Raw genomic sequence first — 18,201 nt, 5'->3', positions numbered from 1 at the left:
CGCATCATCCTGCCCTCCCCCGCGGCAGCGCCGCGGGCGGTCGATGATCGACAGAGCCGCCCACACGGCATCCAGGCCGCGGAGCTGCGACGATTCCCGTCAGGGCCGCGACGCCGAGTGAGCCGGTAGATCCCGACGGCACCGCGGGAATCACCGCCCGGCGCCGCCTGCCGGCGGACGGGGCGCAGCACGGCCGAGGAGGGGGGCTGGCGGGTCGTGTCATGGGTGATCGGACACCGGTCGGCCTGGCTGATCATTGTCTTCTGGCTCGCGGTCGGCGCGGCGGCGAGCCCGCTGGCGTTCCGCCTCGCCGACGCCCAGAAGAATGACGCGAGCGCGTTCCTCCCGGCGGATGCCGAGTCGACCCGGCTGCTTGCCGCGCAGCGCCACTTTCCCGGCGGCGACGCCGTCCCGGCCGTCGTCGTCATGACCAGGCCGGACGGCCTGACCCCGGCGGACCGGTCCGCCGCCACCGACATCGGTGGGGCGCTGCGAAACTTCGCGTCCGGGCCGGTCCTCGGGCCCGTCGTCTCCCCCAACGGCCGCTCACTGATCCTCACCATCCCACTCGCCCAGCTCGACGACGCCTCCCAGTTCACGGACAACCTGCGCGAGATGCGCCGGATCGCCGCCCGGCTCGCCCCCGCCGGGACGGAGACCGCGATCACCGGGCCGGCGGGGCTGGTCGCCGACGCCTTCCAGGCGTTCAGGACGATCGAGAGCCGGCTGCTCATCGTCACCACGGGGATCGTCGCCGTGATCCTGCTGGTGGTCTACCGAAGCCCGCTGTTGTGGCTGGTCCCCCTGGTGTCGGTGGGCATCGCGGACCAGACCGCGGCGGGGATCATCAGCCTGCTCGCCCGGCACGGCGGGCTGACCGTCAACGGGCAGAGCTCGGGCATCCTGCGGGTGCTCGTCTTCGGGGCCGGCACGGACTACGCCCTGCTGCTCATCGCCCGCTATCGGGAGGAACTCACCCGCCACCGCGATCCGCGTCACGCCATGCACGAGGCGATGCGGCACGCCGGCCCCGCGATCCTGGCCTCCGCCGGCACCGTCGTCATCGGGATGCTCTGCCTGCTGTTCGGGGTGCTGGCCTCCGACCGCGGGCTCGGGCCGGTCGGCGCAATCGGCATCTCGACCGCCCTGGTGACGATGACCACGCTGCTGCCGGCGGCGATGGTGCTCTGCGGGCGCCGGCTGTTCTGGCCGTTCGTCCCCCACTTCGGGGAGCATCCCCCGGTCACCGACACGGCCCGCCGGGGACCGGCTGCGCGGGCCGCCCACGAGAACGCGCTGTCCGCGCCCACCGCCCCCGGCCATGAGGACCTCACCGAGTTCGACCTCGCCGAGGAGCCGGGGCGCTGGGTCAGGATCGGCGCGGCGATCGACCGGCGTCCGCGGGTGGTGTGGGTGGGGACCTCGCTCGCGCTGGGCGTGCTCGTCGTCGGCCTGCTGGCGATGGACACCTCGTTGCGGCAGGACCAGGGCTTTCGGGACCGGGTCGAGTCGGTGCGCGGCATCGAGCTGATCTCCACGGACTTCCCGCCGGGAGTGGCGGCGCCGACGTACGTCATCGCCGCCGAACGGGCAGCGCCGCGGGTCGCCGCCGTGATCCGGACGACGCCGGGGGTGGCGGGGGTCGCCGAGATCGGCCGCGCCGGCGACCGGGTGCAGTTCCTCGTTGTTCTGAGCGATCAGCCGGACAGCCCGGAGTCGTTCGACGCCGTGCGCGAGTTGCGGTCCCGGGTGCACCGGGTGCCGGGCGCCGGCGCGCTGGTCGGGGGGAACACGGCGGTGAACCTCGACGTGCGGCAAGCGGCGGTGCGCGACCGCGAGGTGATCATCCCGCTGGTTCTCGCCGTCGTACTCGTGGTGCTGATGTTCCTGCTACGCTCGCTCGTCGCCCCGCTGGTGCTCATGGCGACGGTGGTGCTGTCCTACCTCGCCGCGCTCGGCGCGAGCACCATCGCCTACCGCTGGATCTTCGGCTTTCCCGGCGCCGACCCGTCGCTGCCGCTGCTCGCGTTCATCTTCCTGGTCGCGCTCGGCGTGGACTACAACATCTTCCTCATGACCCGGGTCCGCGAGGAGGCCGAGCGGATCGGGCCCCGGCCCGGCGTGCTGCACGCGCTGGCCGTCACCGGCGGCGTCATCACCTCCGCGGGCGTCGTGCTCGCCGCCACCTTCTCCGCTCTGATCATCTTTCCGCTCGTCCAGCTCGCCGAGGTCGGGTTCGTGGTCGCGTTCGGCGTCCTGCTCGACACCCTGGTCGTGCGGTCGATCCTGGTCCCGGCGCTGACGCTGGACATCGGCCGGCGCATCTGGTGGCCCAGCCGGTTGGCCCGCGCGGACGACGCCGCCGGCGGTCCACCCCCGCCGACCGCCCCCGCCGCGCCGACCGGGCCCATGGGCGGCGCCCCGGTCCCGCCGCCGCGCCCGCAGCCACCGCGCCATCCGGTGTAGCCCCGCGGCCACGCGCCGACCTCCCCCACCCCCACCATCCGGCCACGGCGACCCCACCGGCCGAACGGGAGGGGCCGCCACCACAGCCGAACCCGCGCCGGCCAGCGGACGCCGCGGTCCGCTCGTCCCATTCGGGTCAGACGTATCCGGGGCGCGACTTATCGTTGCGACATGCCCGACGCTCTCCTGCCGGATTCCGACCAGTGGCGGGTCCTGCCGCCGGACCTCCGGCGGCTGCGACGGACGCTACTGGTCCTCGGGGCTGTCCCGGCGGTGGCGCTCACCCTGCTGATCTCGGTCGTGGTGGGTGGCTGGCCGTGGGTCCTGTTCACCGCCGCGCCGTTGCTGGCGGCCGCCTGGGCCTGGCGGTCCATCGGTGCGGGCTGGCGGGCATGGCGCTACGCCGAGCGGGAGGACGATCTGCTGATCAGCCGGGGGGTGCTGGTGCGCCGCCTGGTCGTCGTGCCCTACGGGCGGATGCAGCTCGTCGACGTCACCGCCGGGCCGCTCGCCCGGCGCTTCGGCATCGCCAAGGTGCAACTGCACACCGCGGCGGCGGCCAGCGACGCCGTCATCCCCGGGCTGCCCCCGCGGGAGGCCGCCCGGCTGCGTGACGCCCTCACGGAACGCGGCGAAGCCCGGTCGGCCGGGCTGTGACCGCCAAGCGGAGGATCGCCGACGACGACGCTCCCTTCCCGGATGGGCCCGTGGCCGCGCCGGACGGGTTCCACCGGCTGCACCCGCTCACGCCGTTCCTACGCGGCTGGGTGATCGTCGCCGCGTTCGCCGCGACCGTTGGGCGCAACCTCGCCGAGGATGTCACGCCCCGCGTCATCGGCCTCACCCTGATCTTCCTGATCCCGGCGGCCGGCACCTACGGCTACTGCGCCTGGCGGTTCACCCGCTACCGGATCGAACGCGACGGCCTGCGGCTCGACACCGGGCTGCTGGTCCGGCGCACCCGCTACGTCCGGCTGGACCGGCTGCAGTCGGTGGACATCGTCCAGCCGCTGCTCGCCCGGATGGCCGGGCTGGCCATCCTGCGCCTGGACCTGGCGGGCCGGGAGCGCCGGGAACGGTCCGACTCCGACGGCGGCGACTCCGGGTCCGACCTGCGGTACCTGTCGATCGGGCACGCCCACCGGCTGCGCGCCGAGCTGCTCGCCACCGCGGCCGGGCTCGCCCGCGACGTCGGCGAAGCGCCGCACCATCCCCTCGCCGAGGTGCCGCCAAGGCGGCTGATCGCCGCGATCGCCCTGTCGCCCGCGCCGTGGGCGGCACTGTTCGGGGCGGCGGCGATCGCCACGCCGTCGCTGCTCACCGGCACTCTCGCCGGCGTCCTGGGCGCGATCCCGCTGCTCGGCTGGCTCTGGCACACGACCTTCCGGATCTTCGCCGCCGGCTACCCGTACGCCGTGTCGGAGTCGCCGGACGGGCTGCGCATCGACAGCGGGCTGCTCGAGCGCGCCCACGCCACCGTCCCGCCGGGACGGGTTCAGGCGATCAGCATCGGGGAGCCGATGCTGTGGCGCCCGTGCGGCTGGGTGACCATCCGGATGAACGTGGCCGGTGGCGGCCCGTCGGTCCTGCTCCCGGTCGCCCGCCGGGACGAGGCACTGGAGCTGATCGGCAAGCTGCTGCCCGGGGTGGACGTGGCCGCGGTCGAGCTGGCCCGCCCGCCGCGCCGGGCTGCGCTGCTCGCCCCGATCCACTGGCGGGTGCTGTCCTGCGGCGCCGACGACGTGGTCTTCGTCGCTCGCCACGGACTGCTACGCCGGCACACCGATCTCATCCCGCACGGCAAGGTGCAGAGCATCCGCCTGGTGGCGAACCCGTTGGCCCGGGTTCTGCGCCTGGCCGACGTGCACCTGGACACCACCGGCGGACCCGTGCGGGTGCGGGCCGGCCTGCGCGACGGTGCCGAGGCGCTGCGGATCGTCGCCGCGCAGGCCGAACGGTCCCGGCTGGGCCGCCGCGCGGGCGTGCCGGACCGGTGGATGACCTGAGCGCCCAGCCTGACCGAGGCCCGGCCTCGGGGGTGGCCTCGGGGAACGGGAGCCAGGGGCCGCTCAGCCGAAGGTCGGGAACTCCGGGCCGAACACCGAGCCCCACAGGGCCACAGCCTCCTCGTGGTCCCCGGCCTGCTCCGCGTCGACCGCCTTCGCCGAGTAGATCCGGGCGAGGCGGATGGTCTCCCCGAGCGCGTCGACGTCCTCCGGGCGCAGATAGGCGGACAGGTCACCGCCGACGTCCGCCGGGTCCGCGGCCACCAGGCCGACCTCGTCCATGTGGCGGAACACCTCGGCAAGCCCCTGCCGGGTGTTGAGCCCGCGCCCGGCGAGAACCTGCCCGGCGAGCGCCTCGATGTGGAACGAGCGCAGGTGACTGCCGCACACCCGGTTCCACGCCTTGAGTAGGCGCACCGCCGAGATCACCCGGGGGCCGAGATCGGCGGTCCAGCTCGTGTGCCGCTCCGGGCGGGTCGGCAGCCAGCCACCGACCCGGTCGGGCATGACGTAGCCGGCCCGGGGGTGGTCGAACGCCGGGACGAGGTGCACGTCCGGCGGCGAGTCGTAGACGATGCGCAGCGCCTGGCCCCGGCTGCCGATCGTCTGGATCCGCTCGCCGCCGATCGCGTTGCGCACGCAGAGCACCAGGTCGCGCGAGTCCCAGCGGAACCGCTTCCAGGCGCTGTTCGCGGCGGAGAAGACGGCGAAGATGTCGACCTCGTCGAGCGGCCGGATCATGGTGTCCCGACCGGCCGACCCGATCGTCGCGACGCCGACCAGCGGCAGCGCGCACCGGGGCGGGAAGATCGCCCGCAGCGCCCGCTCGGCCTCGTCCCGGCGGGCGGCGATCACCGCCTTGTCCTCGGCGCTGAGCCGGATCAGGTCATCCAGCTTGGCGAAGGCCCGCGCAGTCGTCCCGACCAGCAGAGGGCCGGTCATCGCCCCGGTCGTCGGGTTGATCGGTGGCGGGGCCGGCTGGGCAGGCGCGCCGCCATTGGGTGGAAACAACGCGTTGGGCGCGCCGGGCGTGGACTCGTTGGATCGCCGCCAGTGCGACGGAATGATCAGATGGTCATAGGTGACCTCTCCCGGCCGGACTCCGGCCGGTGTCCCCCGAGGGGTATCCACGCTCATGGTGCTGACCTCCCAGGCGCAGGTAGCGCCGAACCGTTCGGGCTCCCCTCCCCGGACGCGCGGCGGACCTCCCACGGACCGCCCCGGACGCCCCGCCCTCACTCGGCCCGTCGGCCAACGGTCGCGACATCGCTTTACATGGTGCCCCAGGGCATCACGGTCTGAACAGGGGGCTGCCGCCGCGGCGTGTCCACCGCTCGCCGTGTGACGACGAAACTACGAGAAGCCGGCTGTCGGGCGGCTGACAACAGGACACCGCAACGGCAACGCCGACACAACACTCCACAGCGGCGTGAAACAGCGCTGGGCAGGTGCTTTCCGGTCCGGCGAGCGCGAAACGGCCGGTAGCGGACGCGGGGAGCGCCGGGACGGCCGCGGTGGGGCCGCACCGACGGGCACCCGACCGGGCCACATGACGGTGCGTGACGCCGGGGATGATCAGCCCGTCGGCGGGCGCAGCCAGATCCGCCACCAGTCGGCTATCAGAACGGGGGTGGGCACGAACGAGGTCGCCTGCCCCAGCCGCTTCCCGACGCCGTCGCCGCGGCGAATCCTCGTCTCCACCAAGGCGCCGCGGTACTCGAACCAGCCGGCGACCGCGCGGACGGCCTCGGTCGCGTAGCCCTCGCGCCGGCAGCCGAGCACGATCGACACCCCGACCACGGCGCGGCGGCCGTGGGTGTCCGCGGCGACCAGGCCGACGGCCGCCGGCCCCGACTTGCGCCGCAGCACCCAGGTCAGCATCGACCGCCCGGCGCCGGCCCGGCGGCGCAGCTCGCGGCGCAGCGAGCCGGCCGGGTCGAGGGGATCCGGGGCGGCGGCATGCGGATCGGTGCCGACGATCCCGCCGTAGGGGCCGACCCCGTCCCCGCCGCGCCCGCCCGATCGGGCGACGACCGCCGTGAACGCCAGCGTGGGCGCGAGTTCCTCGGCGACATAACCTGCGTTCCAGACGGTCAACGGCAGGGCGAGCAGCCGGGGCGTGGTGAGGGTCGGCCCTTCACCCACGGCGCGACGGTTCCCGGACCCCGAGCAGGCCGCGTTCGCGCAGCCACGACTCGGTGCGGTCCATGCCGTCGGCGAGTGGAACGGCGGGCGACCAGCCGGCCAGGCTGCCGATCCGGGTGATGGAGAAGCCGGCGTCTCGGGTCAGTTCGCGCACGCCGAGCGCCCCGAGGTCCACCCGGGCGCGCGGGTCGACGCCGGCAACGAGCCGGGCCCCGAGGCCGCGGACCAGGGCGCCGCCGGGCCGGCCCGGCACGGGCGCGGCGGCCACCGCGGCGGTCCCGGCCGATCCCGGCGCGTCCACGGCAGGCGCACCGCCCGCCGACGCCGGCTGCCTCGGTGCCGCCAGGTCCGCCCCTGCCGGGTCCCCCGCTGCCAGGTCCCCCGGGGGGAGGTCCGCCGCCGGGGTGCCCGGCCCGGTCGCGCCGCGCTCCCGGTAGCCCTGCGCGAACGCCCGGACCCGGTCCCACGCGTCCACGGCCTCGAGGAGCCGGCCCGGCACGGACCGCGGCGACGGCAGGTCCAGCATCCGGCTGTAGTACCCGAAGAACTCGGCGGCGCTCACCTGCTCGCCCCCGGTGACGTGCAGCACCTCGCCGGTGACCGCGGCCCGGTCCGCGGCGGCGACCGCCGTCACCGCCGCGACCACATCGTCGACGTGAACGGGGCTGAGGACCCCGCGCCCGCCGTCCACCAGCACGAACCGCCCGGCCCGCATGAGCAGCACCGGCCACAGCGTCCAGCGCCCGGCGCGGGGGCCGTAGGCGTCGCCGATGCGCACCACGGTGGCACCGAGGCCGTGCGCCGCGGCCGAGCCCACCGCCTGCTCGGCGGCGGCGAGCGCGTCGGCACGCACGTCGCCCGTGAGGCCGACCGGCGCGGTCTCGTCCACCAGCGGCCCGCCCACCAGGCCTGCTTCGGCCCGTTCGCCGCCGCGCGGCGCCACCCGCGACAACACGTCCACGCAGGACAGGTGCAGGAAACGCGCAACCCCGGCGCGAGCGGCCGCGTCGAGCAGGGCAGCGGTGCCGCCCAGCGTCACGCGCCGGACCTCGGCGCCGGAGACCCGCAGCGGCGCCCCGGCGCGCCCCGGGCGCACGGGGGTGAGTTCCGCGACGCCACCGGTCCCCACGGCGGCGGCGTGGATGACCAGCTCGGCCCCGTCGAGCGCCCGCTCCCACCCACCTGGCCGGCTGATGTCGGCCTGCACCACGCCGGGGCCGCGCCGGACATCCAGCGCGACGACGTCGACGCCCTGCCGGCGCAGGGCATGCGCCAGCGCTCCACCGAGAAACCCGGCCGCGCCGGTAACCACCGCCCGAACCACGGCCACTCCTCCTACCCGGGTCACCCACGCCCGGGTCACCCGCGTCGACGGTCCTGTCGCGACCGCCGCAGTCAGCTCCGCCGGCCGTGCCGCACTCGCTGCCGTCGGCGACGACGTCCCGACCCTACGGGATCGACCGGTCTGCGGCCGCGGACCATCGGCGCGAGTCCACCCGGCCGGCCGGCCCCCGTTCCCGCGCGCGACCGGAACCCGCCGGTGCCTGGGGCGGTCGGCAGGCGCGGGACCAGACCGGGGGATCGCGTCAGGGGCCCGTTTCGGGGGTCGCGAAGTCCTGCGTCCAGTAGTAGCCGTAGGCACCGCCCGTCGCGAGACCGACGCCGATCCGAGTCAGCGAGCAGGTGAGGATGTTCGCCCGGTGCTCGGGGCTGTCCATCCAGTCCCGGACGACCTCGGCGGCGCTGCGCTGCCCGGCGGCGATGTTCTCCGCGGCGACGGAGAAGTCGAAGCCCGCGGCCGTCATCCGGTCGAACGGGCTGCGGCCGTCGGGGCTGTCGTGGCGAAAGTAGCCGGACACAGCCATGTCGACGCTGTGCGCCCAGGCCGCCGCGGCCAGCACCGGATCGGCCACCAGGTCCCGGCAGCCGACCGCCCGTCGCTCCCGGTTCGTGGCGGCGATCACGTCGGTGACCAGCCGGGTCCGGCCCGCCGGCTGGCCGAGCGCGACGAGGCCGGCGGCGCCCGCGGGGGCCGTTCCCGCCGCGCCCGCACCGGTCTTCGGCGCCGGCTGCGCACCGGCCGTGCCGGCCAGGGGCGCCGCCAGCGCTCGCGCCGGGGTGCGCGCCGCGGTCAGGGTGCGCGACCCGGCCTGGCCGGGGGATGCGCCGGCGGCGGCCCCGTCGGGGCTGCCCGTGGGCGAGCCGGCACCGCCGGCGGCCCACAGCGTGAACACGAGCGTGACCAGCAGGACGCCCGCCGCCGCGCCGCACGCGGGCAGCACCGGGCGCCGGGGCGCCCGGTGCCGGTTACGCGTGCGCTGCATCGAACCCTTCGCTCGGTCTGCCCCCCGACCGCGTGCCTGGATCGATCAAGGCTAGCCAGGTGTAGTCAGGAACTACCACCCTCAGCACCCATTGCCTACCCGATGCGATCGGGTAGCGATGTGGTGGAGATTACCCTCCGGATTGATCAGAGCAGGGGCCCAGCCCCGGGGGGCACGAAGGGACAACGCCCCGTCCTCCGCGGCGGCGGACGGCGGTGAACTGCGGCGCGGACCCGCGGCTCACCGCTCCCGGTCGGCCACCGAGGCCGCCGAGGGGTCCGGTTCCATAGCCGGCACCGGTCCCGGCACCGGCGCACCGTCACCCGGATGATGATCATCACTCGCCGGCTCCCGATCGGCGGCGGGCCCGGGGGCCGACTCCCCGCGAGCGGCCCGGCCCCGGGCGGCGCGGCGGCGCAGCAACTCGCCCCCGACCCCCGCCAGGACGGAGACGACAACCACCACCAGCGCGAGCCAGCCCGTGGCGTCACGCAGGCCAGGGATCGCGGAAGCCGCGTAGCCCAGCAGGATCAGCCCGGTCCCCCACACCACCGCGCCGGACACCACGGCGATCAGGAACCGGTGCCACGGCATGGCCACGGCCCCGGCCAGGACCGGGGCGAACGTCCGCGCCCACGGGACGAACCGGGCGGCCACCAGCGTGACGGCTCCGAACCGCCGGTAGAACTCCTCCGTTCGGGCCAGGGCCGAGGCGTACCGGCGCTCCAGGAAGGGCCGGCCCAGCCGGTGCCCGGTGTAATAGCCGGCGGCGGCGCCGGCACTCGCGGCAATGGCGACCCCGACCGACAGGACATAGATGGATACATCCGCGCCGGCGTCCGCGGCGACCAGTCCGGCCGCGAACAGGATCGTGTCCCCGGGAAGCCAGAATCCGACCAGGATCCCGCTCTCGGTAAAAATCATCGCGAAAAGGACGATGTACAGCGTCGTCCCGGACAGGCTGCCGACGTCCACCAGACCAGTGTGCCGGGCCGGCCCGCCCCGGTGGTGAGCGCGTCGCCGAGGTTCACGTCCCGGGCCTGCCGACGGACCACACCCGCATGGGCCATCCCACCCCAGTCCCCTGGTCGCGGCGCATGGCCGCCCCTGGTCGCCCCGTCGGACGGGGACCACCCGCCTGCCATTGCCGGACCACGAGCGCGCCGCCACGCCGGGAGCGGGGCCACGTTTCGGCCATCGGCGCACCCGCCGGCCGGCGGGCCCGGCGGATCGCTCCGTGGCGCCGCCCCGGGCCACCCGCGAGCCGCGCACCGGCCACCGGACAGCCGTGCGAGAGACCCGCCCCGGGACGGCGCGCGCCGACGCCGTGTCGGGAACCGGGGTTGACCCGGCGACGTCGGCCGCATCCGACCACCCCGACGGGGCGAGCCGTCATACCCTTCGCCCACCAACAGTCCAACGGCGGTCTGAAGGCCCCATCGGGCTGCCCAGCGCCGCCGTATATGGCTGATCGGCGCCCCGACAGCTTCGACAAGGAGCCCCACCGATGCCCATCGCCACGCCAGAGACCTACGCCCAGATGCTCGACCGGGCGAAGTCCGAGTCCTTCGCCTACCCCGCGATCAACGTCACCTCGTCACAGACCCTCAACGCCGCCCTGCGGGGATTCGCCGAGGCGGGCAGCGACGGGATCGTGCAGGTTTCCACCGGCGGTGCGGAGTACCTGTCCGGTTCGACGGTGAAGAACATGGTCCTGGGCGCGGAGGCCCTGGCCGAGTACGCCCACCACGTCGCGAAGGCCTACCCGGTCACCATCGCACTGCACACCGACCACTGCCCGGCGGACAAGCTCGACACCTACATTCGGCCGCTCATCGCGATCTCGAAAGAGCGGGTCGCCGCGGGCCGCGAGCCGCTGTTCCAGTCCCACATGTGGGACGGCTCGGCCGTCGAGCTCGAGGAGAACCTCAAGATCGCGGAAGAGCTGCTCGCTGACGCCGCCGCCGCGAAGATCGTTCTCGAGGTCGAGATCGGGGTCGTCGGCGGCGAGGAGGACGGCGTCGTCGGCGCGATCGACGAGAAGCTCTACACCACGCCGGGCGACATGTGGCGGACCGCGGAGGTCCTCGGTTCGGGCGAGAAGGGCCGCTACCTGCTGGCCGCGACCTTCGGCAACGTGCACGGCGTGTACAAGCCCGGAAACGTCAAGCTTCGCCCGACGATTCTGCGCGATGGCCAGGATCACGTGGCCCAGCAGCTGGGTCTGCCGGCCGGGTCGAAGCCGTTCGACCTCGTCTTCCACGGCGGCAGCGGCTCGGACCTCAGCGAGATCCGGGAGACCCTGGACTACGGGGTCGTGAAGATGAACGTGGACACCGACACCCAGTACGCATTCACCCGCCCCATCGTGGACCACATCTTCAAGAACTATGACGGTGTGCTCAAGGTGGACGGCGAGGTCGGGGCGAAGAAGGCATACGACCCGCGCACCTATGGAAAGCTCGCCGAAAGCGGTATGGCGGCCCGCGTGGCCCAGGCGTGCGAGGACCTCCGCTCCGCCGGTCGGTCCCTCAGCAAGGCATAGCCACCGCTCGCTCCCGAGCCCGGCCCGGCCGGAACCGTCCCGGCCCGGAGGACGACACCCGGCGATCGTCGCCCACGGTCCGCCGCCGGGCACCGTCCGGACCGATCCGGACAACACCGGGCCGGCCCGGGCCAGCCGGGTGGCATTCACCGAATCTGCCGGTTTGGCCTGCCGCTGCGGCGATCCGGCCCCCTCGCCGGCGCGTGCCGGCGGCGATTCCGACGGGCGCGCGGATTCCGGCGGGCCCCGGCGGCCAGGACGGAGCGACCGACGCAGAACGGACATCGGGCTGGTTCCGCACCACCGACAGTCCGGACGATGTCCCGTATCATGCGGGCACCCACGGTCCCCCAGTTGCGTCACGCGACTGGGGGACCACTGTTTTTCGCCGAGTGGTCCGCCTCGGGTCCGTTGCCCGGTCACGCTTAGCAGCTAGCAGGTTTCGGCCAGATCGACCCGCACGAGGCGGACGTGCGGCCGCGTCGGACGCCCCGTGGGCCCAACCAGGACATCCTCCCCCGGGACCTGGACATCCGAGCGCCGCCACACCGCTGCGTGCCCGGTCGGACGCGCCGCGCACTCGAATGACAGCAATGTGAGTCACGACCAGGTTTCCGTTGTTTTTCTCACAGAGGTAGGCTGCACGGGACGAACCGGGGTAAGCGGGCCAATGCGCCCATCGGGCGCGTCGGCCCACAGTCGATATTGCTTCTCCGCAGGTCACCCATTCGGTGCGATTCACCACGCTCTGCTCGCCGTCACCCATCGGCAAACAGGGTGATCAGCCGGACACAAATACCCCCGTCCGCGATACCGCCAGGTTGATGAGCGGGCGCGCACGCGCGATACCAGTCACCCCACGGCCATTCAAGCAGGCGCGCCGACTGTGCTCTTTTTCACGTGCCCTATTCAATGCTTGGCGACTCGCCGGGCGGCATGGTTATGGTCTTCGCCGTGCCGGCCGACAACGTCCGGCATTCGTCGGGCGGCACGCCGAATCCTGCCCTCGACCGACGATTTCTCCAGACCAGACGGCAGGAACGGGGGAACCATCTCCGAGCGTCGAAAGGATTCGATGCTCTCGGGGTGAAGCCATGAGCGACGGACGCACGAGGGTCTTTCGTGCGAGCACACGTCCCCAGGAAATCCCTGGCATGGCCGGGCAGTTCCCAGCCCGAATCCGACAGCTCACCTCGCAGGCGTGGGGAAGGACCACAAACATATGTCCGACGCACGTACCAGTGGCCGACAATGGAGCGCCGGCACCCGTATCCGGGCGCGGGCCCTCATAGTTGCTCCGGTTCTCGCGGCGGCGGTCGGCGGCTCCCTTGCGGTCAGCCAGCCGGCCGAGGCGGCGACAACCTGGGCGGGTCTGCGGCAGTGCGAGTCCGGCGGTGACTACACGACGAACACCGGAAACACTTACTATGGCGCCTACCAGTTCTCGGCCAGCACCTGGCGCAGCCTGGGCTACGGCGGACTGCCACACCAGGCGTCGCCGGCGGTCCAGGACGAGGCCGCGCTCCGGCTCGCCCAGCGATCCGGCTTCGGCCAGTGGCCGGTGTGCGGTCGCGGGATGGGCGCCGACCAACTCGCGGGGGGCTCGTCGGCGAGCGGCGCGGTGCAGGCGTCGCGCTCGGCGCAGCGCAGCGGGCTGAGCGTCAGCCCCGTCGCGTCCACCACCCCGCACTTCACCCACAACCTCACGGCCGCGCTGGTCAGGCAGGATCGCGCCGATGTGCGCGCCTGGCAGACCCGGATGAGCCAGCTCGGTTACCCGATCGCGGTCGACGGCCACTTCGGGCCGCGCTCGGCCGCCGCCGCCCGTGCCTTCCAGGGCGCCCACGGTCTGGCCGTCGACGGCATCGTCGGCCCGGCGACCTGGCGCGCCACCTTCGGCTGAGCGCCGCATCACGCGCGGTAGCCATCCGGCCGACCGTCGCGCCGCCGAACGGCACCTTCCGCACGTAGTCCATCCGACCCGGGACGCGGGGACGCGCGTCACGGCCACGGACGACCTTCCCACCCCGGTGACACCGGCCAGGGGAGCTCACCAGCCCGACCCGACCGGCCCGCCCGGACGCCCGGACGATCTCCGCTGCGCGTTCCGAAACGGGCCGGTCGGCCGCCAGCACCACACCGGACGTGCCATCCGCCAGGGAGATACCCGGCGCCGCCGCCGGCACACCCCGTCGCCCGATCGGACGGCACTCTCGGGCTCCGCCGTTCGCGCGTCCCAACCTGGTTACTCCGAACCACCCCGGTTTGCGCCCCTTGGATCGTTATCGCTAGAGTGCCGATCACTCGCCACCCGGCGAGGCCGCTCGGACGGACGCCGAGTCCTGCCCGACGTGCGAGCGGCTGGAACTAGTACGCACCGCAACGGGCAGGAGTGGGGGACCCACCATTTCGGGCGTCTTGGACGTCCTTGGGGTTAAGCAGGCTCGTCCCAGCCATCCGGTGGGGGAACGATTCCCACGCACCACCGAAGGCCCGGGGCGGACCGGCCGGGCCATCCCAGCCCGCACCCGACAGCTCACCCCGCAGGCGACGGGATTGGACTGACATGCCGTCAGGACGGCGTGGTGGTAAACATCGGGCCCCGCAGGCTCCTTCGGCCGCGGGTCGCATCCTTCGCACCACCGGCGCGGTGACGGCCATCGTCGGCAGCGGGCTCGCGGTCACCGCGGCCCCGGCCGGCGCCGCCACCGCCGGCGACTTCGCCAAGCTCCGGCAGTGCGAGTCCGGCGGGAACTACTCCATCAACACCGGCAACGGCTTCTCCGGCGCGTACCAGTTCGACGATCAGACCTGGCACGGCCTCGGCTACTCCGGCCGGCCCTACCAGGCCTCCCCCGCCACGCAGGACGAGGCGGCGGCCAAGCTCTACAACTCGCGCGGCTGGCAGCCGTGGCCGTCCTGCGCGCGCAAGATGGGCCTGACGAACAACGGCCCGGCCTCGGTCGGCAGCTCCGGCTCCGGCGACGTCGTCGAGCAGGCCCTCACCCCCGTCGAGCCGCCGATGACGCTGGACCGCGCCCGCCAGGAGATGGGCGACAACTCCTACAAGGGCACCGTCCTCAACGCCGGCTACGGCGACGACGTCCGCCCGGACGCCTTCGTCTGGCAGGCCGCGATGCGCAACAAGAGCTTCATGCTCACCGTCGACGGAAAGTTCGGCCCGCAGTCCCAGGGCATCGCCGCCCTCTACAGCTACCTGACCCGGGTCAGCGACGGCCAGCCCGGCACCGTCGGCCAGAACCTGTGGAACGTCACCGTCCGATCCTGACCCGGCGCGACTCCTCGCCCCGCCCATGCGGCAGGATGCACCCATGACGACGCCGTCCGACCCGGGCCGCAACCTGCTCTCCGGTCCGCCGCCGACGCTGCTGCCATCCGACGCCATCGCCACCGACGCTCTGGCCGCGGGCGAGGCGCCGGCCGCCGTGGCCGCCGCCTCGCCCGCGCTGAGCGCCCCGTGGGCCGCCCTCGCCGAGCTCGCGCTGGCCGGCGACCGGCCTGTCGAGGCGTACGCGTACGCCCGCACCGGATACCACCGGGGGCTCGACGCGCTGCGCCGCGCCGGCTGGCGGGGCAACGGGCCGATTCCCTGGTCACACGAGCCGAACCGCGGCTTCCTGCGTTCCCTGGCCGCGCTCGGGCGCGCCGCGGCGGCCATCGGGGAGACCGAGGAGGCCACCCGCTGCCGGACCTTCCTCACCGACAGCGATCCCGCCGCTGCACGCGAACTCGGCTTCGACGCATCGTGAGCTGCCGGCGCCGGCCGGTGCGAGCATCGCGCGACTGGCCACGCGTGGCTGCCATCCCTAGTAACCTCGCCCGGTGCCCGCTCTCGTCCTCATCGGCGCCCAATGGGGCGACGAGGGAAAAGGAAAGGCGACCGACCTCCTAGGCGGCGCCGTCGACTACGTCGTCCGATACCAGGGCGGCAACAACGCCGGCCACACGGTGGTCATCGGGGAGGAGCACTACGCCCTCCACCTGATCCCCAGCGGCATCCTGCGGGCGGACTGCGTGCCGGTGATCGGCAACGGGGTCGTGATCGACCCCGGCGTCCTGCTCACCGAGATGGACGGGCTCGCCGCCCGCGGCATCGACGTCTCGCGCCTGCTGATCAGCGCGAACGCCCATCTGATCATGCCGCATCACCGAGCCCTGGACCGGGTGACCGAGCGCTACCTGGGCAAGGCGCGGATCGGCACCACCGGCCGCGGCATCGGCCCGACCTACGGCGACAAGGTCGCCCGCACCGGCATTCGGGTCCAGGACCTGCTCGACCCGGGCATCTTCCGCAAGAAGCTCGAGCTCGCACTGCGGGAGAAGAACCAGGTCCTGGCGAAGGTCTACAACCGGCGCCGGATCGAGGTGGACGAGGTGGTCGAGGAGTACGCGGCCTACGCCGAACGCCTCGGCCCGCACATCGCCGACACCAGCCTCGTCCTGGACCGGGCACTGCGCGAGGGCAAGGTCGTGCTGCTGGAGGGCTCCCAGGGCACGCTGCTCGACGTCGACCACGGCACATATCCGTTCGTGACCTCGTCGAACCCGACCGCCGGCTACGCGGCGACCGGCGCCGGCATCGGGCCGACGCGGATCAACCGGGTGGTCGGGATCATCAAGGCTTACACCACCCGGGTGGGCGCCGGCCCCTTCCCCACCGAGCTGGACGACAAGGTCGGCGAGGAGCTGCGGCGCATCGGCGGCGAGTTCGGGGTGACGACCGGCCGGGCACGCCGCACCGGCTGGTTCGACGCGGTGATCGCCCGCTACGCGGTGCGGGTCAACGGCCTGACCGACCTGTTCCTCACCAAGTTGGACGTGCTGTCCGGCTTCGACCGGGTGCCGATCTGTGTCGGCTACGACATCGGTGGCGAGCGGGTCGACGAGATGCCGATGACGCAGACCGAGTTCCACCACGCCCGCCCGATCTACACCGAGCTGCCGGGCTGGCACGAGGACCTCTCCGGGGTGCGGAAGTACGCCGACCTGCCCGCGGCCGCGAAGGACTACATCCGGACGCTGGAGGAACTCTCCGGCGCCCCCGTGTCCGCGATCGGCGTCGGCCCGGGCCGGGACCAGACCCTGGTCATCAACGACCTGGTCTGACCCCGCCCGGCGCCGCTCCCGGACGGCCGCCCCGCATCCACCCCCACTTGCGTAACGCAGCGTTACCGTCGAGGCTTGGACGGTAACGTTCAGCGATGACGGGTGGGGGTGAGGACGGTGGCCGGTGCAGGGGCCCGCCCGTCCGGCGACGATCACTCCGTGCCCGGCCAGATGCCGGCACCGCCCACCCCCGTCGCGGCCGACACCCGCACCGCGGAGACCCGCACCGCCGACACCCGGCCGGTCACGGGGACCCGGCCGGCCACGGGGACCCGGCCGGCCATGGGGACCCGGCCGGCCATGGGGACCCGGCCGGCGTTGTGGGCGCCGGCGGTGCAGCACCGTTACCTGCGCCCGACTGACTCCGACGCCTGGCCCGTCGGTTTTTCCCCCACCGGCGAAGCGCTGCCGGAGACGCTCACCGACGTGCTGCTGCGCGGCAGCCACGCCATCCGCAGCTCGAAGCGGGCCGAGGCGCAGCGGCTCGAACGCGCCGCCGCGGTCGCGAACCACGTCGACGCCCAGATCCGCGACTTCCTGGACTTCTGCGCCGCGGAGAGCCTGGTGCCACCGGTCACCGTGCGCTCCCGCGGCACCCTGCCGCACCGGACCACGGGCAGGCACGGGTCCCGTCCGCACCCGGGCGTCGACCCGCACGGGAGCATCCCCACACGGGTCGCGGCGGATGCCGGCGACGAGCCGGCCGCCGGTGGGCACCCGGCGCACCGGGTGCACCGGGTGCACCGCCGCGAGCGGCTGAAGGCCTGGCCGCTGCTGTACTGGCGCTGCGAGTCCTTCCCCGCCGCCGGGCGGTCGCTGCACCTGTTCGTCGAGCCGGGCGGGCGCGCCTTCGAGGGCCGCGACGACCCGGCGCCGCTGACGGTGCTCGGCCGGGAGGTCCGAGTCTGGCCGGTCGACGCGGCCGTCATCGTCGCCGGCATGGCCGAGGTGGACGCCCGCCGCTGCGCCCTGCACCTGGTGCACGGGATGGCTCACCTGCTCTGGCGCGCGGGCGTCGGCCTCTAGACCGAGTGATTCCGCACCGCTAGTTGACCCTGGGTCATCGTTAGTCAACCCTGCTCGCACGGCTCCGGCCGCTGCCCGCCAGGCAGGCTACCGGCCGGATAGCAGCCAGATCGTGCCGAGGCCTACTCACGGTTCTGCGGCCCAGAACCGCGGCTAAGCCTCGGCACGATTCCGTGCGCAACTGGTGGCAGAAGGATGCGGCGGTTCCGCGGAACACCATGATTGCCGGGGCCGGTGCCGGGGCCGGGGCTGGGGCCGGGGCCGGTGCTGGGGCTGGGGCCGGGGCCGGGGCCGGTGCTGGGGCTGGGGCTGGGGCGCGACTGGGCTCGCACCGGGCTTCGCCCGATTTGTCCCGATGGATGACCGTCAACGGGTGGGCGCGGGACACCTGATGATCAGCTGCGCGCTAGGCTGGAACGGTGACCCGATCCGACCGCCACGGCTCCCGGCTCGTTCCGGCGGTCGTCGGGGTGCCGCGCCGATCGGCGCGCCCGCGACGGCTCCCCTCCCCGGCGCCGCGCGTCGGGGACCAGCGTTGACGGCCGCCCCCGGCCCCCGCCTG

The 18,201-nt window shown here is 73.8% G+C and carries 14 protein-coding genes and 2 riboswitches; of the genes, 9 read left to right on the top strand and 5 right to left on the bottom strand.

Features of this window, described 5'->3' with window-relative positions:
* Positions 1-216 precede the first annotated feature (216 nt).
* The 3 genes from FRAQA3DRAFT_RS24120 (at position 217) to FRAQA3DRAFT_RS24110 (ending at position 4,472) form a co-directional block, all read left to right on the top strand.
* A complete protein-coding gene (locus FRAQA3DRAFT_RS24120) occupies positions 217-2,466 on the top strand; it encodes an MMPL family transporter (RefSeq protein ID WP_009741669.1) in 2,250 nt (749 codons plus the stop codon).
* Positions 2,467-2,637: 171 nt separating this feature from the next.
* The gene (locus FRAQA3DRAFT_RS24115) at positions 2,638-3,123 is read left to right on the top strand and encodes a PH domain-containing protein (protein WP_009741668.1); all 486 of its coding nucleotides are present in this window, start codon (positions 2,638-2,640) and stop codon (positions 3,121-3,123) included.
* A gap of 50 nt (positions 3,124-3,173) precedes the next feature.
* The gene (locus tag FRAQA3DRAFT_RS24110; RefSeq protein ID WP_157467632.1) at positions 3,174-4,472 is read left to right on the top strand and encodes a PH domain-containing protein; all 1,299 of its coding nucleotides are present in this window, start codon (positions 3,174-3,176) and stop codon (positions 4,470-4,472) included.
* A 63-nt stretch (positions 4,473-4,535) separates the two neighbouring features.
* On the opposite strand, the gene FRAQA3DRAFT_RS24105 is transcribed toward FRAQA3DRAFT_RS24110, so the two are convergent.
* From FRAQA3DRAFT_RS24105 to FRAQA3DRAFT_RS24085, 5 genes are all read right to left on the bottom strand, one after another.
* Positions 4,536-5,609 carry a nucleotidyltransferase gene (locus tag FRAQA3DRAFT_RS24105; RefSeq protein ID WP_009741666.1) on the bottom strand — a complete coding sequence of 358 codons (1,074 nt, stop codon included), beginning with the start codon at positions 5,607-5,609 and terminating at the stop codon, positions 4,536-4,538.
* A gap of 438 nt (positions 5,610-6,047) precedes the next feature.
* Positions 6,048-6,617, bottom strand: coding sequence for a hypothetical protein (locus FRAQA3DRAFT_RS24100; protein ID WP_009741665.1), 570 nt, complete (start codon positions 6,615-6,617; stop codon positions 6,048-6,050).
* Positions 6,610-7,941: an NAD(P)-dependent oxidoreductase gene (locus tag FRAQA3DRAFT_RS24095; RefSeq protein WP_009741664.1), complete on the bottom strand. Its 1,332-nt coding sequence runs from the start codon at positions 7,939-7,941 to the stop codon at positions 6,610-6,612. The genes FRAQA3DRAFT_RS24100 and FRAQA3DRAFT_RS24095 overlap by 8 nt, the downstream gene beginning before the upstream one ends.
* Before the next feature lie 262 nt (positions 7,942-8,203).
* Positions 8,204-8,941 (bottom strand): CAP domain-containing protein, encoded by a 738-nt coding sequence (locus tag FRAQA3DRAFT_RS24090; RefSeq protein ID WP_009741663.1) that lies wholly within the window; start codon positions 8,939-8,941, stop codon positions 8,204-8,206.
* Positions 8,942-9,181: 240 nt separating this feature from the next.
* Positions 9,182-9,916 (bottom strand): DedA family protein, encoded by a 735-nt coding sequence (locus FRAQA3DRAFT_RS24085; protein ID WP_009741662.1) that lies wholly within the window; start codon positions 9,914-9,916, stop codon positions 9,182-9,184.
* Between the two features lie 532 nt (positions 9,917-10,448).
* Between FRAQA3DRAFT_RS24085 and fbaA the strand changes: the two genes are divergently transcribed.
* The 6 genes from fbaA to FRAQA3DRAFT_RS24055 all read left to right on the top strand — a co-directional run bounded on the left by fbaA (position 10,449) and on the right by FRAQA3DRAFT_RS24055 (position 17,639).
* On the top strand, positions 10,449-11,486 hold the full coding sequence (gene fbaA, locus FRAQA3DRAFT_RS24080; protein ID WP_009741661.1) for a class II fructose-bisphosphate aldolase: 1,038 nt from the start codon (positions 10,449-10,451) through the stop codon (positions 11,484-11,486).
* A gap of 981 nt (positions 11,487-12,467) precedes the next feature.
* Positions 12,468-12,701, top strand: a riboswitch (cyclic di-AMP (ydaO/yuaA leader).
* A 7-nt stretch (positions 12,702-12,708) separates the two neighbouring features.
* On the top strand, positions 12,709-13,389 hold the full coding sequence (locus FRAQA3DRAFT_RS24075) for a transglycosylase family protein (protein ID WP_009741660.1): 681 nt from the start codon (positions 12,709-12,711) through the stop codon (positions 13,387-13,389).
* A gap of 462 nt (positions 13,390-13,851) precedes the next feature.
* Positions 13,852-14,050: riboswitch (cyclic di-AMP (ydaO/yuaA leader) on the top strand.
* Positions 14,051-14,052: 2 nt separating this feature from the next.
* Positions 14,053-14,775 carry a transglycosylase family protein gene (locus FRAQA3DRAFT_RS24070; RefSeq protein ID WP_009741659.1) on the top strand — a complete coding sequence of 241 codons (723 nt, stop codon included), beginning with the start codon at positions 14,053-14,055 and terminating at the stop codon, positions 14,773-14,775.
* A gap of 43 nt (positions 14,776-14,818) precedes the next feature.
* Positions 14,819-15,256 (top strand): DUF3151 domain-containing protein, encoded by a 438-nt coding sequence (locus FRAQA3DRAFT_RS24065; protein WP_009741658.1) that lies wholly within the window; start codon positions 14,819-14,821, stop codon positions 15,254-15,256.
* 73 nt (positions 15,257-15,329) lie between these two features.
* Entirely contained in the window at positions 15,330-16,613 is a 1,284-nt protein-coding gene (locus tag FRAQA3DRAFT_RS24060; protein ID WP_009741657.1) for an adenylosuccinate synthase, read from the top strand.
* A 117-nt stretch (positions 16,614-16,730) separates the two neighbouring features.
* Positions 16,731-17,639: a hypothetical protein gene (locus FRAQA3DRAFT_RS24055; protein WP_009741656.1), complete on the top strand. Its 909-nt coding sequence runs from the start codon at positions 16,731-16,733 to the stop codon at positions 17,637-17,639.
* The last annotated feature ends 562 nt before the right edge of the window (positions 17,640-18,201 follow it).

Origin of the sequence: Frankia sp. QA3, from assembly GCF_000262465.1 — a bacterium.
GTDB lineage: Bacteria > Actinomycetota > Actinomycetes > Frankiales > Frankiaceae > Frankia.
The sequence above is the reverse complement of the archived record's forward strand: the minus strand, read 5'-3'. Positions and strand labels throughout refer to the sequence as shown.